Annotated in this window: 15 protein-coding genes; 11 read left to right on the plus strand and 4 right to left on the minus strand. The window is 36.9% G+C overall.

Features of this window, described 5'->3' with window-relative positions:
• Positions 1-190 precede the first annotated feature (190 nt).
• The gene (rpmF, locus tag RDY04_RS05895; RefSeq protein ID WP_002885630.1) at positions 191-373 is read left to right on the plus strand and encodes a 50S ribosomal protein L32; all 183 of its coding nucleotides are present in this window, start codon (positions 191-193) and stop codon (positions 371-373) included.
• A gap of 15 nt (positions 374-388) precedes the next feature.
• Positions 389-538, plus strand: a complete 150-nt coding sequence (gene rpmG / locus RDY04_RS05900; RefSeq protein ID WP_002262412.1) for a 50S ribosomal protein L33 — start codon at positions 389-391, stop codon at positions 536-538.
• A 334-nt stretch (positions 539-872) separates the two neighbouring features.
• On the opposite strand, the gene RDY04_RS09605 is transcribed toward rpmG, so the two are convergent.
• The 3 genes from RDY04_RS09605 to RDY04_RS05910 all read right to left on the minus strand — a co-directional run bounded on the left by RDY04_RS09605 (position 873) and on the right by RDY04_RS05910 (position 4,391).
• Complete coding sequence (locus RDY04_RS09605; RefSeq protein ID WP_369683902.1) at positions 873-950, minus strand: putative holin-like toxin; 78 nt, start codon at positions 948-950, stop codon at positions 873-875.
• Between the two features lie 182 nt (positions 951-1,132).
• Complete coding sequence (locus RDY04_RS05905) at positions 1,133-1,375, minus strand: hypothetical protein (protein WP_303952416.1); 243 nt, start codon at positions 1,373-1,375, stop codon at positions 1,133-1,135.
• Positions 1,376-1,385: 10 nt separating this feature from the next.
• Entirely contained in the window at positions 1,386-4,391 is a 3,006-nt protein-coding gene (locus RDY04_RS05910) for an SEC10/PgrA surface exclusion domain-containing protein (protein WP_303952417.1), read from the minus strand.
• A gap of 160 nt (positions 4,392-4,551) precedes the next feature.
• On the opposite strand from RDY04_RS05910, the gene RDY04_RS05915 reads away from it, so the two are divergent.
• Positions 4,552-4,887 (plus strand): helix-turn-helix domain-containing protein, encoded by a 336-nt coding sequence (locus RDY04_RS05915; protein WP_303952419.1) that lies wholly within the window; start codon positions 4,552-4,554, stop codon positions 4,885-4,887.
• A gap of 35 nt (positions 4,888-4,922) precedes the next feature.
• Here RDY04_RS05915 and RDY04_RS05920 read toward each other — a convergent pair whose 3' ends face one another.
• Complete coding sequence (locus RDY04_RS05920) at positions 4,923-5,684, minus strand: hypothetical protein (RefSeq protein WP_303952421.1); 762 nt, start codon at positions 5,682-5,684, stop codon at positions 4,923-4,925.
• Positions 5,685-5,987: 303 nt separating this feature from the next.
• Here RDY04_RS05920 and RDY04_RS05925 point away from each other — a divergent pair, with 303 nt between their 5' ends.
• The 8 genes from RDY04_RS05925 to RDY04_RS05960 all read left to right on the plus strand — a co-directional run bounded on the left by RDY04_RS05925 (position 5,988) and on the right by RDY04_RS05960 (position 13,195).
• On the plus strand, positions 5,988-6,284 hold the full coding sequence (locus RDY04_RS05925; protein WP_303952423.1) for a hypothetical protein: 297 nt from the start codon (positions 5,988-5,990) through the stop codon (positions 6,282-6,284).
• Between the two features lie 47 nt (positions 6,285-6,331).
• Complete coding sequence (locus RDY04_RS05930; protein ID WP_303952424.1) at positions 6,332-6,805, plus strand: RNA-binding protein; 474 nt, start codon at positions 6,332-6,334, stop codon at positions 6,803-6,805.
• Between the two features lie 12 nt (positions 6,806-6,817).
• Positions 6,818-7,561 (plus strand): type IV secretory system conjugative DNA transfer family protein, encoded by a 744-nt coding sequence (locus RDY04_RS05935; RefSeq protein ID WP_045771984.1) that lies wholly within the window; start codon positions 6,818-6,820, stop codon positions 7,559-7,561.
• Between the two features lie 320 nt (positions 7,562-7,881).
• Positions 7,882-9,132, plus strand: coding sequence for a replication initiation factor domain-containing protein (locus RDY04_RS05940; protein ID WP_247918374.1), 1,251 nt, complete (start codon positions 7,882-7,884; stop codon positions 9,130-9,132).
• 75 nt (positions 9,133-9,207) lie between these two features.
• Positions 9,208-9,468 (plus strand): AlpA family transcriptional regulator, encoded by a 261-nt coding sequence (locus tag RDY04_RS05945; RefSeq protein WP_195675568.1) that lies wholly within the window; start codon positions 9,208-9,210, stop codon positions 9,466-9,468.
• Between the two features lie 97 nt (positions 9,469-9,565).
• Complete coding sequence (locus RDY04_RS05950; protein WP_303952430.1) at positions 9,566-10,831, plus strand: site-specific integrase; 1,266 nt, start codon at positions 9,566-9,568, stop codon at positions 10,829-10,831.
• 312 nt (positions 10,832-11,143) lie between these two features.
• Positions 11,144-11,884, plus strand: coding sequence for an ABC transporter ATP-binding protein (locus RDY04_RS05955; protein WP_014632505.1), 741 nt, complete (start codon positions 11,144-11,146; stop codon positions 11,882-11,884).
• Positions 11,885-11,887: 3 nt separating this feature from the next.
• Positions 11,888-13,195: an FtsX-like permease family protein gene (locus RDY04_RS05960; RefSeq protein WP_303952433.1), complete on the plus strand. Its 1,308-nt coding sequence runs from the start codon at positions 11,888-11,890 to the stop codon at positions 13,193-13,195.
• Positions 13,196-13,236: the final 41 nt, after the last annotated feature.

The raw sequence follows: 13,236 nt of genomic DNA on the forward strand, positions 1-13,236 counted from the left end.
ATAAGCCTATTCTAGCACTTGCCGTTATAGCTGTGAAATATGTATTTACTATCAATTTATATAACTTTTAACTATATATGTTGATAAAAAGTTTTTGTCAAGTAACTTTACTTTACAAAAAAGATATGTTATTCTGTTATAGTTGATTTAAAATCAAGAACATAAATATTAATTCGGAGGAAATAAAGAAATGGCAGTACCTGCACGTCACACTTCAAAAGCGAAGAAAAACAAACGTCGTACACACTACAAATTGACTGCTCCATCAGTACAATTTGACGAAACAACTGGAGATTACTCACGTTCACACCGTGTATCACTTAAAGGATACTACAAAGGACGTAAAATCGCTAAAGCTAACGCAGCTAAATAATAGAAGGGAGATACCATGCGCGTAAATATTACACTTGAACACAAAGAATCTGGTGAACGCTTGTACCTTACTTCAAAAAACAAACGTAACACTCCAGACCGTCTTCAATTGAAAAAATACTCACCAAAATTGCGTAAACACGTAATCTTTACTGAAGTTAAATAAGGTTTCATTACATTTCAGTGCACGCTGAAAAAGCTTGATTTTATAGGGTTTTTGAAACATTGAATTTCACTATAAATCATTTGAAATCAGTTCTATGGCAACCTTTTTGGCAACCTTTTTTGAAAGTATAAAAAAGAAAGTCATCAATCGAAGAATAGAATGTCCTAGATTTTTTCTAGGATTTTTGCTTTCTCTTGGTACTTTTAGAAATAAATGTTATAATGAGAATAGGAAAAGGAGCTGAGCGGGAACTCAACTCCTATGTAGAACCGTTTAAGACGGTGGCTCGTATAACAGATTTAATCCGTCCTACTCGCTCAAAAGTGGGGACGGATTATTTTTTGTCGTTGTCCTTGAAGATTTTATAGCACAAACCTATTAAACCAATGACAAAACTGCCAAATGTTAACATAGTTTGCACCACTTCAAATGCGGTCAACCAAGGCTACCTCCTTTCTGTCAGATTTTGATGAGTTGCCCATAGGCATCACCTCACTTTCAGAAACAGTAGCCACCGTCTTCACTTTTCTACAATGAACATTATAACATATTGCAAAAACTCTTCCTACACTTTAATGTAAGAAGAGTTTCTTTTTAGTTGTTTCTATTTTTTAAGTATTGTATTAAATACTTAATTAAATGGTAACCTAAAATAGATACTACTATAATTCCTATTATCCAGATTACAACTGTCATTAGTCCACCTAAGAAAGAAATAAGGCCAGTAATAATAGCATCTCTATTAAAATAAATAATCGCTAAAGGTATCAGCGCAAGTACGCACCCACAACCTGTACATCCTGGTTCATCACTGACTTCCTGAATTACTATCGCCATGAGTTATCTCCTAATTCTTCCGTTTACGTTTACCTACGTATCCAATCCCTAGTCCTGCAATCATATTTGCACCAAACAAACCAAGTAGTGATTCTTGTGAACCTGTGTTTGGTAGTGCTTTTGCACGTTCAACACGTGAGTAAGTGGTCTTGTCGTCAACTTGTGTCACTCCTGCCTGCTTCACAGCACCAGTAGAAGATACCCCATTGTCAGCCGTAGGAACAACTACCCTAGATACAGTGCCATCGTTGTTAAGAGTATAATGAGTACCCCCAATAGCGATAGACCCATCAGCGTTCTTAACTGCTTTAGTACCATCTACTACGTCAATGACATCACCGTTAGCATCGACTACCTGTACGACAACACCACCATTTGCAACGATAGCATCAGCCTTATCTTTAAGAGCCTGCAAACGCTGAACTTCAGCCTCAGCCTTATCTTGTTCAGCTTTCAAGGTTGCCAAACGGAGGTATTCTACGTTCTTAGCGTTTGAGTCTTTCTTAAGAGTTTCGTAACGCTCCCTAGCAGTCTCAAGCTCAGCACGAAGTACACTAGACTTAGCCTTGGCGTCAGCAAGCTTAGAATTCAAGTCAGCCAATACCGTAGCCTTATTAGCCAATTTAGTAGCAAGGTCGTCAGCCTTAGCACTAGCAGTGACAAAGTTTGTCTTAGCAACTCCCTGATTAGTATGAGCGTCTGTAAAAGCTGTTTGAGCAACTGCTACAGCCTTAGAAAGAATCTCAAGAGTTTCTTTCTCTTTAGCAAGTACCCCTTTAGCCATAACGTCTGATTTCTTAGCTTCAGCAAGTACACTCTTAGCTACTTCCAAAGCCTTGGACTTGTCTGCTGCACTAGCCTTAGCCAAAGCAAGAGTTTCCTTAGCAGTCTGAAGAGAGGCTTGGTCTGATTCAAGTTGAGTCTGAGCATCAGCCAACGCTTTCTCAAGACCTGGAATATCTACAGTACCCCCTACCAAATCAGCCAAACGTTTCTGAGCTGTAGCAAGAGCTTCCCTAGCAGTGTTATAAGCAGTCTCAGCAGTAGCTACCTTAGCCTTAGCATCTTGGTTAGATTTAACAGTCTTATCATAGTCTGCCTGAGCCTTAGCAACTGCTACATCATCCACAACTGTACGTTCAACGTCCTTATAGACTGGAGTTACAGTTTCTTTAGGGTTTTTAAGTGTTTGATAAGGGTTGCTAATAGCCTTACCGTAAGCATTACCTAACACAGTATAAGTTTTCGGTGCACGGTCAACCATACCATTAAAAATATCTGTGAAACCAAGATCAACACCTGCCGTAGTAGAAGTACCCTTAAGACCAAGAACTTCCATAGCTAGATCAAAGTTATCAGAACGCTTACCATCAACACCACCATAAGCGTTACCAAGATACCCCTTGCCCTCAAAACCAAAGAGCTGATTACCCAAATTAGCAAAAATCTTAGCTTTCAACTCAGCCATAGTCTGCTTACGACCATCGTTGTTATCATAGTTTACGCTATTAGCAGGCTCCTGCCCAATAATAGTCGTATCTTCTGAGTCGGTACTCTTAACAGCGTTCATCAATGTTGTACCGTTAACCTTCAAAGGATTGCTAGGGTTAGACATAGAATTCCAAAAACCATTAGCCTCTAGCTGAGCATTATTCATGCCTTTGTAATCTGGGAACCTTTTGTTAAAGATAGAAGTCACTACCTTCTTAGCCTCAGCAACACTTTGATCGGTTACAGTTACTAAATTAGTACCCACTTTAAATCGAACATCATTAAGCAAAGCAGTGTAGAACAAAGCCAAATCAGTTAACTGGCTGTCAGAAAGATTGTTAACATCCAACTTAGTCGTAGCATCTGTGTTAGCGAAAGACATGTCCTTAACCCATGATTTATAACTAGAGGAAGCAGGTCCTGAAACAATATCTAATCTATTCCCGTTTTTATCACCTTTCTTGATAGCGTCCTTAACAGCCTGAACAGACCCCGTACCCTTAGCAAGGGCTTTAATGGCAACCAAATACTCCTGATTTACAACAATACCATTAGTCTCTAAGAAGTTAGAATAAGCAACACCCTTGTTTAGGGATACCCCATCAGCCGTAACAGCTGTGATTTCGCCTACCTTAACAGGCTCTACTACAACCTTACCCTTCTTAGCCTCATCAAGAGCAGACTTAGCAGAAGTTTCCATCGCTTGAGTACCTTCTTGGGCTCCTTTAGCAGTATCATACGCTTTAGAAGAGCTTTCAACAGTACCCTCAGCAGTAGCTACAACGGATTTCTGGTCTTTGATTGCTTGTTCCTTGTTAGATACAGACAACTTAGCTGCCTCAAGAGAGTTCTTAGCAGATTTTACACTAGTAGTATCCCCTGCAACCTTTGCAGTCAAATCCTTAACATCCTGCTCCAACTTAGCAGTGTCAGAAGTAGCCGAAAGAGCCTCTACTTTCTTCTCAGCATCATCAATGGCACTCGCAGTTTTTTCAACATTTGACTCAGCTTTAGCAATTACGTCTTTCTGAGCCTCAGCTTTGCTAGTAGCATCAGTAAGACTATTCTCAGCACTTGCCGTAGCTGTTGTAGCTTGGTCTAGTGTTTCTTTAGCTTTCGCTTGATCTGATTTAGCTTGTTCAACTATCTCAGGTGTAACTTTCTCAACCTCTGTAATTTGGTTATTTAAACCAGAAATAGTGCTTTGGTTATCAGCAACAGCCTTCTCAGCACTAGCAACAACACCCTCTTGAGCGTTCAATGCTTGATTAGCCTGGTTAGCTACAACCTTAGCATCAGCAACTTGTTGAGCCGTAACTTCAGTAGTCTTTGCTACTGGGGCTGTTTCAGCCTTAGCATCTTTCGCAACCACTTCTACATTACCTGCAGTAGTATTAGCTGGGGCTGTCTCATCAGCACTAACGACAGATACCCCACCAGCAACCGACAGCGCCAATACAGACACTACCGCACCAGTACGCAACTTCTTAATAGAGCCATGACCCTGAACTTTGTCTTTAAACATGAATGTTTTCTCCTTTTTCATTAACTATCTTAAAAGACTGTTTCACTGGAATTATACCACACTATACAGTCTTTTGTATACTATTGATATATATTGTTCAGTCTCCTAAGGGTGGTAACTTTCATGAAGTAACCTTGTATGATGATAGAGAGGTATCGTCATGACAAATAATAATAGTTTAAAAGAGTTTGTAGCTAAACAAATCAGACATTTAAGGCTGGAAAAAGGACTAACACAAGAGTATCTAGCAGAAAAAGCCGATCTTGGCTTTAACTACATTTACCGTTTAGAAAGCAAACAGTTAAACGTTAAAATAGATACTATAGAGAAAATTATGAAGGCATTACAAGTTGATGTCAGCACCTTTTTTAATGTAGAAACACAAGATAGAGAAACAGAGTTTACTAAACTCATTGAAGATATTGAAAATCTTCCTAAAGAAAAAAGAGAGCCAACAATCAAAGCTCTCAGAGACATATTAAAACAGATAGAGTGAGCCAAGTCTAAAATGACTTGGCTTTTTTGTACGCTCTAATTTAAGTAGTTGTCAAAGCCATTTCGTTCTTGAACTGACCTAATGAAATTTTCTACATTATCCCAATCCTCCCAATCCTGAACAATTCGGAACAAAGGTAAACGCTCAGCTACTTGAGAAAATATAGCAATTGTATCTTCCGATTCAAAAATTGTTTCAACAAGAGGGAGGTAGTCAAAAACTTTAGAGACTGCATCAAATTTACTAATAATTTGAAATAGATTTTCTTTCTCAGAAATAAATTTATAAAAATAACTATTCCACACTACTAATGCATAATCAGAAATCTTTGTCCCTTTACTTGGTTTTTTTACCTTTTCAAAACTTGAAGATACAGACTTTTCTAATGACGTAGATAAGCTATTTTTGGCTAATTCTTTTAAATCATTTTTTTCTAATTTATTAATAAGTATACTATTAACTTCTTCAATGGTTTTATTGTTTCCCTGCTCGATTTCATTAGTGATTTGTTCTGCGAGTTTTTCTAAGTCTGTTCTCTCCTTGTCTTGCGAATCAGGGTCAAAAGAAGTAAAAATTTCAAAATAATTATTTGAAGAAACTATGTTTCCAGACAATAGATTTTCAGCTGTTTTTTCATGAACACGAAAATTATCTACTAAATAAGCAATCTTTGCATCATAATCACCACTAATTTGTTGTTCTAATTTGAAACGTTGAAAACTTTCCATTCGGTGCATCAGATTCACAGTAACTGTTACTAACATACGTTTTTCTAACTTATTAACTTTATTAATCACAAAAAAGGACCTCCTGAGCTTGATAAACCTATTGTATCATTTATATCACTAACAATTAAATGGGTGATGAAAAGTTTATGGTAAAACGCTTTCAAACATCTTGTAATAAAGTTTTTTGCTTTCAATTAGTTATTATAGCAGGATGTGTTAAGCAAAGGCTTTAGTTAGGTAACAAAATACCGTCCAATTTTTTACAATAATAGTGTGAGGTAGCTATCACACAAAATTACATATCTTCAATAGATATAAAAAGCCGTGTATTTATTGACGTTTTCAACAAAACGGTTAGAGAAGAGGTGGCTCATGGAAGCTACACAAGTAACAATTCAAGGGCGTTTAATCGGTGCATCAGAAGTAAAAGATTTCACTTCTGGTCTAAGCACTGGTCAAACCCAATTAACTATCGGTGTACGAACTCCAGATGGTCGATTCAATCAAACAAATATCAAAGCTGATACGGTTAATGTCTCTGACTTTGCTTCTTTGTTCGATGAGAAGGTAGAAATCATTATCGAAAATGTTTCTATCAACGCATACACCAACGGGAATCGTGCTGCGCTTTCAATAAAAGCTAAGTCTGCTTTTATTGAGTTGGTTTAATGGATAATGGGGAGTATCTCCCCTTATCCTTATAAAGGAATTATTATATGTCGTTTATATCTTGGTTGATAATCTTATTTGCTGGATTTCTTTATTTAGCTCTTAGGGTAAGTGAAATTAGAGAAAAGCAGAAACAGGCTCAGGCGCTTCAGTTAAACCTTTCAACAATCACAGCAGATATTGAACAGGTAATTGAAAAAAGCGCCACTGTTTCAGGTCAAAAACTTCTTTTAGATAGTCGCAACATTCGATTCTTGCAAAGTAACGATGACAATAGCTCTCACCTTGTTAGTTTTCCAATTATGTTATCAAAGGATATTGATATCGATAATGAAGAAAGCTATGTTCAACAAGTCTTTTTAATAGAGTTTAACAAGTACCTAGCTAAATCTACAACCTATGAAAGCTGGTCAGACAAAGGGCAGTGGCTTTCTGTTACGCCTCAATTCGGAGAACGATTACGGTATAATGATCAGTATTGTCTAAATTTAGGAATTCGGTTTTCTTACACTTCTAAATAGGAGGATTAACAGATGAAATGTTTTCTTGATAAAAATCTAGCTGATTATGGGAACCATTTCTTCTGGGATATACCTGTTGAGCGTGTACCCCACGCTCTTTTGGTAGGTTCCAGTGGGTCAGGTAAGACTTTTGCGACTAAAATATTATTGGCTCGCTTTGCTCACACCTACCCAAGAGCCACGTTCCTAATCGGCGACTACAAGGCTGACTCGGATTTTGCCTTTTTAGACGGATGTAAAGGTTTTAAGCGTTTTGAAGAAGTCTCTGAGCTCCTTACTTTAGCATTATCAATTCTTGAAAACCGCCAAAAGGGAATGGATACCTCCAGAGAATTTGTCGTGATTTGCTTTGATGAGTTCAATGCATGGCAGAATAGTCTAGATAAAAAAGAGCGTGAACAAGCCATTAAAGATTATACTCGTCTTATCCAATTGGGACGTTCCTTCTCGATTTATGTCATTGTTTCCCAGCAAGATGCTCATAAATCTAGTCTGGGATTATCTCGTGATTCTATCGGTACAGTTATCGCACTCGGTAAATTATCTAAAGAGACAGTCGCCATGCTTTTTTCTGATGAAAAAGATGATATTGCTCGAAACAACTCCAGAGGTGTCGGCTACATGAAGATAGATGGTCAAAATAGTCGCCATATTCTTGTACCAAGTTACAACATGTCTCCTTTAGAAAATCTGATTCGAGAAGCTATTCAACGTTCAGACTGCTATTTTCTTGATGAAGAGGCTGTTGCCCCGTAGCTCAAAAGCGGAGGATCAGGCCTACAGCCTCGCCAGCTTTAGCTGGCTGTTATACGGGGGACATGTAAAGACCCCCGTTCCACTCCCTGTTATATTTTAAATTTTACATATCCCACTTTAGGGAAAGAACTTTCTACTACTCCAAAAGCCTATCAAATCAAGCATTTACCTGCCAAATGAAACTTAGGCTGACTTTGACTTCACAAAACGATATGATTAAAGCATAGGAATTTCACTGCCTTATTGGCAATAGTTAACTAAAATAAACTTGACCGCCCAGTTAATTATCACTTTTTAGGCGTATAGAAAGAAAGTACTTTATGTATTGTAAATACGAAATTGAAAAATATCTTCACAAAAACAACAACCACAAACCAGTTATTATGACCAGCATTGATGAAGCAACCTTTGTTATCAAGCCCACGGAAGACACCGTAGGAGAATACCCCGATAAATGGTTTCAAATTGCAACATCAATTGCAGAAACGGTTTCTGAGAGACTCTCTCTGCCTACTCTCTTTGGAGACTATATTCCGCTGAAAACAGCACCAGCTGGTTATACAGATGGCTTTACCTTTCAGCAACTCCCCTATTACTTTGCGATTGCCTGGCATGAAAAGAATTTCACAATGGGAATTATACTGAAATATTCCGCATCAGCTTTGTCTCACTATAAAGCCACCTATCAAGACTATTACGGTGAAGCGATTGACGTTCACAATATCGCACAATTGCTATACGCTGATTATTATGATTTGCGCCTGTCTCGTATTGACCTTGCTGTTGACTACTTTAACTACCCAATGTCTGTCAATGACCTTTACCAAGGCCTAAAAAAAAGGCAATATATCGTCACGAATCACAAGGGGCGTAAGAACGTATCTAAAGTCAGCGCTCAAGAAGTAAACGGCCATGCACAAACCATTTATCTGGGCAGTAAGCAAAAAAATGTCAATTCTCTGTTACGTATTTACAATAAATACCAAGAGCAACTAGACAATCAAGGTCGTTACATGCACTTAACCAAATACTGCGATTCTTGGGTTCGTATGGAAGCCTCCTATAAAGGGACATACAGTAATCAAATTTTAGCCTTACTGCTTGAAGTTGATAGCCCTCAAGATTTGAGCAAGCTTATTGTCAATAAAATGATTGATAAGTACTGCTTTCATGATACAGAGTCTGGTAAGCCTTTGCCATTCACTAGTGACTTGCTTAAAGGATTCGGGAGCTTTCCAGAACTTGAATCTTTGAACTCTAGAAATAATGACCTACTAGCAACGATTTCATATTTAATGAAAGGGAGTGGGTTCTTTCCTCTTCTGAAAAAAGTTGAAGAAATTTGGGGAACACAAGCCCGCAATCACTTCATCATTAGACTAATTCAAGAGTATGAGACCAACTACACTCCAAATCCAGATGTAGGATTATGGTTAAATAAATTTGGAGCAGAACTTGAGAAACTCAATTTCAAAGACTTCCTTGAAGACGCTTTCCAAATTTTTTATCAAAAAAATAACATCACCCCTAAAGATTCCGCCAAGAAGCCAAAGAGTGATGCTACAAATTGAGAGATAGGCAGTAGCTTACCCCTACTGCTAGTATCTCATATTTCAATAAATTTTTCCAAAGAAAGTGAGACTAGTATGGCTAGTAATAATTTTGAATTAAAGCAAATTGGACACATGCTTCATACCATTATTGAGTTGCTAAAACACTTGAATAGTGAAAAGAGTATTTCAGGTATCTATACGCAAAAAGAACTTCTTTCCTTACTCAGTATTTCTCCCAACACACTTAAATCATGGGAAAACAAAGGTCTAAAACGATTAGAGCCGCCTATTGAGGGTACTAGGACAGTCTATTACCGTATAGATGATGTAATTGACTTTCTAAGCAGTAACTAGAAGAGAAATATGCTAAAATAGATGTATCAAAAAAGAAAGTGAGAAATACAATCTATTTTAGCTTTTTTCATCCTTCGATTGATTGAAGAGAGCAACCATGAATACAGAAAAAATTATCCATAAAGGAAAAAGCATTTTAAAGAGAACAAAGGACAATGGCGAGACTAGTTATTCAGCTAAAAGTATTTATTTAGGACTTGATTCTAAAACTGGAAAACCAGTCAAAACAACTATTACAGCTAAAACCTTACGTTCTTTAGACCGAAAAATCATACAAGCTAAAATTGATTTTGAAGAAAATGGTTCAACAAGGAAAGAAACTGTTAGTCTTACTACTTTATCAGACTTAGCAGAACTTTGGTTTTCAAATTACGAGACTTGGGTTAGTTCAGATAACACGCTAAACCGAGTAAGAAATTATCTTGATACCTATATACTTCCGAAATTTGGGCAGTATCAACCTGATAAAATTACTTCATCAGATATACAAAACTGGGTTAATCAACTAGCAAAAAAATCTAAAGAATCTGTGGATGCAGGTATCAAGAGAGCTGAAAAGGGTTCAGCTAAAGATTTTGGAGCTATTGCCCATAAATTAAGTGATATTTTTGATTTTGGAATAACACATTTTGAACTCAAATTTAACCCCGTTCAGTCTATCAAAATCCCACCAAAGCCCAAAAGCAACCAAAAACGTATTATGGTACTACATGATGACGATTTATCAATTTGGCTAAGTAAAGTTACCAGTCTCCCTAATACTAGAGCTAATCGCCGATTTAAAGTTATTTGCGATAGTTTACTTGCTTCAGGTATGAGAATCAATGAACTATTAGCATTGACTATCTATGACCTTGATTTTGATAATTCCGAAATACTAGTTAGTAAAACACTTGTTTGGAAAAATGCAAAACCAAAATTAGGTTTGAAAGGCGAAGTCGTTTGTAAAAACACACCAAAATCTGATTCAGGTAACAGACGAATAGCTGTTCCGTACCAAATCATTGAGGAGCTTCAAAATTTCCATGATGAGATGAACCTCTATTTCAAGAAAAATGGTCTTCCAAAAAGTAAGTTAATCTTCCCTACTATTTATGGTAACTATATGTGTGATAGAAACGAACGTGCGACACTCAAAAAGCGATTGCGTGAAGCTAGTCTCCCAGATTATGGTTTCCACTTATTCCGCCATACTCACGCATCCATGATGTTGAATGCTGGAATGAATTGGAAAGAATTACAAGTTCGGATGGGGCACAAGTCACTCAAGACTACAATGGACATTTATGCCGAACTTGCTCCTAAAAATAAAACTCAAGCGGTAGATATTTATCTAAACAAAATAGCAGAGCTAACCCCTTAATCCCATAGCAACCTTTTTGGCAACCTTTGATAGTTTTATCAAAATCAACAACCCTTAAACGTTGATTTAATAAGGTTTCTAGCAACTAAAATAGATTTTAAGTATTCCTTACTGAGGTAAAATAATTAAGATAAGAAAAGCCTATGAAACTCATGTTTCTAGGCTTTTTTCGTGCTTAAATTGCGGTTTTGTCTGATTGAATTATTTCTAACTTTTATTTACCAAACTATTTATTCCCTTACAACTTATTCCCTTACAACAGCTTATTAAAAATGATACAATAGAAAAAAGTCAACTTATAGGAGAATGACTATGAAAACACAGGCAATCGAAGTAACAAACCTTGCTAAGTCGTTTGAATTAAGCAAGGGTAAGACTATTCAGATTTTAAACGGTCTCAGTTTATCAGCTAACTATGGTGAATTTATATCTATATTAGGTGTCAGTGGTTCTGGAAAATCAACACTATTAAAATGTATGTCAGGTCTATTGCAACCAAGTCAAGGAAAGGTTGAGATTCAAGGTTTAGATCCCTATCAAACTAGTCCTAATAAACTTGCTAAACTAAGACGTGAGTCCTTAGCATTTATCTTCCAATCCTATAATTTGGTACCTGCACTACCTATTATTGAAAATATCGCCTTACCTTTAAGATTATCAGGCAAAAAGGTCAACAACCAAGAGATACTTGATTTACTGGAAAAATTGCAATTTAAGGCAGATAGCAAAGCCTTCCCTTCAACCTTATCTGGTGGTGAACAACAAAAAATAGCTATTGCACGAGCTATTTTAGCAGATAGTCAGATTATTTTTGCAGATGAGCCTACTGGTGCGCTTGATAGTACCTCTCGTCAAATTGTTTTTGATATTTTAAGAACACTAGCTAATCAGGGAAAATGTATCCTCATGGTTACTCACGATATTGAGCTAGCTTCAAAAACTGACCGAGCACTCATCCTTAAGGATGGTTTGATTTCCCAAGAAATTATAAAACCTAAATCTGAAGAATTAACTAAGGCTTTAGGTATAGAGACTGATGTAAGGGAGAGATAAATCATGTTAAAACTCATTTATTACCAATGGAGATATAGTTGGAAAGAATGGACCGCAACTGTACCTGTCTTTTTTATGGCAAGTCTCATTTCAGGGATATCCCTTTCAGGCGACTTTAATATTATAGCAAACAAGGACGTACTACTCAGTGTTCAAACAGACCCAAGCCCAGTATTCCTTATGCCCATTTTCTTTGGCGGGTTAACTCTTTTTCTTATTATTTCCAGTCTCACTGCTAGTCTTTTAGATTATTTCAAATCGGATTATCAACTTTGGGAAATTTTAGGTGCTAACCGCTGGCAGTTGTCAATTTTAGTTGCTGGACAAATTAGTTTAATGGCATTTATTTCCAGTATACCTGGTGCTCTCATTGCAACACCGATAAGCCGTTACTACTATTATTATTTACAGAAGTATTTTGGCAAAGGTATGATGCCAGATTTAAACTTTGGTTCTCAACCGTTGGCACTGCTTGCTACCGTAGCTTTAATTTCAAGTCTCGCTTTTGTTAGTGGGTACTTCTATACCAGTAAACTCCTTAAACAGAAAGTCGAACGAAAAACTTTTAAATTTTGGATAATTGTTAAGAAAGCAGTCCCATGGGCTATTTTAGTTGCCCTATATGCTTCCCTTTTATTTATGTTTTATCATTCAGAACCAATATTGGGTACTGGTTCCTTGCTTTACCTCATGCTAGTCAATGTTTTTGCTATCTATGCTCTATCTCCCTATCTTCAAATTGGTATTATCAAACTTTTATCACCCATACTACTTAGCCACAGGTACGCCCCAATCCTTGCAAAATGGCAAATTCTAAGTCAAAAATCTTATCTTAAAGCCATTAACGCTTCGGTTGTTACAGGAATTACATTGGTTGGGAGTTTTCAACTACTCTCACAAAATATCTTTTCTTTCTTTCAAAAAGACGGTGAATTAGAATTATTAGTTTCCTCTATTGCCTTTTTCCTAGCTCCTGTACTATTAATATTAGCAAACGTAGTCTCCATGACATTATTGTCTGTCCGCCAGGAGGCCAAAGAGCAAGAACAGTTAGCCACATTAGGAGTTTCCCCTGCTCAACTGTTGCATACAAAACTTTGGGAAAGTCTTATTATAACGGGACTAGCATTCTTTATCTCCCTAGTGATTAACCTTGCAATGATTGGTCTGATGAACCATTCACTCAAATTGTTGAAAATGGGAATGACTAATTGGACAGGTCTTTTCCTTCCAGCTATCATCCTATCTACACTACTCTTTCTTTTGACTTTCATCACTAAAGTAAGCCATATTAAGAAACAAACATTTTAAGAAAGAAGCCTATGAAACGCATGTTTCTAGGCTTTTTTCTA

This window comes from uncultured Streptococcus sp. (genome assembly GCF_902463925.1).
GTDB lineage: Bacteria > Bacillota > Bacilli > Lactobacillales > Streptococcaceae > Streptococcus.

What these genes read in the sequence shown, in the direction of transcription:
- RDY04_RS05935 (WP_045771984.1), top strand. Translation starts at nt 6,818, where the DNA reads ATGAAATGTTTTCTTGATAAAAATCTAGCTGATTATGGGAACCATTTC.
- RDY04_RS05925 (WP_303952423.1), top strand. Translation starts at nt 5,988, where the DNA reads ATGGAAGCTACACAAGTAACAATTCAAGGGCGTTTAATCGGTGCATCA.
- RDY04_RS05915 (WP_303952419.1), top strand. Translation starts at nt 4,552, where the DNA reads ATGACAAATAATAATAGTTTAAAAGAGTTTGTAGCTAAACAAATCAGA.
- RDY04_RS05960 (WP_303952433.1), top strand. Translation starts at nt 11,888, where the DNA reads ATGTTAAAACTCATTTATTACCAATGGAGATATAGTTGGAAAGAATGG.
- RDY04_RS05950 (WP_303952430.1), top strand. Translation starts at nt 9,566, where the DNA reads ATGAATACAGAAAAAATTATCCATAAAGGAAAAAGCATTTTAAAGAGA.
- rpmG (WP_002262412.1), top strand. Translation starts at nt 389, where the DNA reads ATGCGCGTAAATATTACACTTGAACACAAAGAATCTGGTGAACGCTTG.
- RDY04_RS05940 (WP_247918374.1), top strand. Translation starts at nt 7,882, where the DNA reads ATGTATTGTAAATACGAAATTGAAAAATATCTTCACAAAAACAACAAC.
- RDY04_RS05930 (WP_303952424.1), top strand. Translation starts at nt 6,332, where the DNA reads ATGTCGTTTATATCTTGGTTGATAATCTTATTTGCTGGATTTCTTTAT.
- RDY04_RS05945 (WP_195675568.1), top strand. Translation starts at nt 9,208, where the DNA reads ATGGCTAGTAATAATTTTGAATTAAAGCAAATTGGACACATGCTTCAT.
- RDY04_RS05910 (WP_303952417.1), bottom strand. Translation starts at nt 4,391, where the DNA reads ATGTTTAAAGACAAAGTTCAGGGTCATGGCTCTATTAAGAAGTTGCGT.
- rpmF (WP_002885630.1), top strand. Translation starts at nt 191, where the DNA reads ATGGCAGTACCTGCACGTCACACTTCAAAAGCGAAGAAAAACAAACGT.
- RDY04_RS05955 (WP_014632505.1), top strand. Translation starts at nt 11,144, where the DNA reads ATGAAAACACAGGCAATCGAAGTAACAAACCTTGCTAAGTCGTTTGAA.
- RDY04_RS09605 (WP_369683902.1), bottom strand. Translation starts at nt 950, where the DNA reads ATGTTAACATTTGGCAGTTTTGTCATTGGTTTAATAGGTTTGTGCTAT.
- RDY04_RS05905 (WP_303952416.1), bottom strand. Translation starts at nt 1,375, where the DNA reads ATGGCGATAGTAATTCAGGAAGTCAGTGATGAACCAGGATGTACAGGT.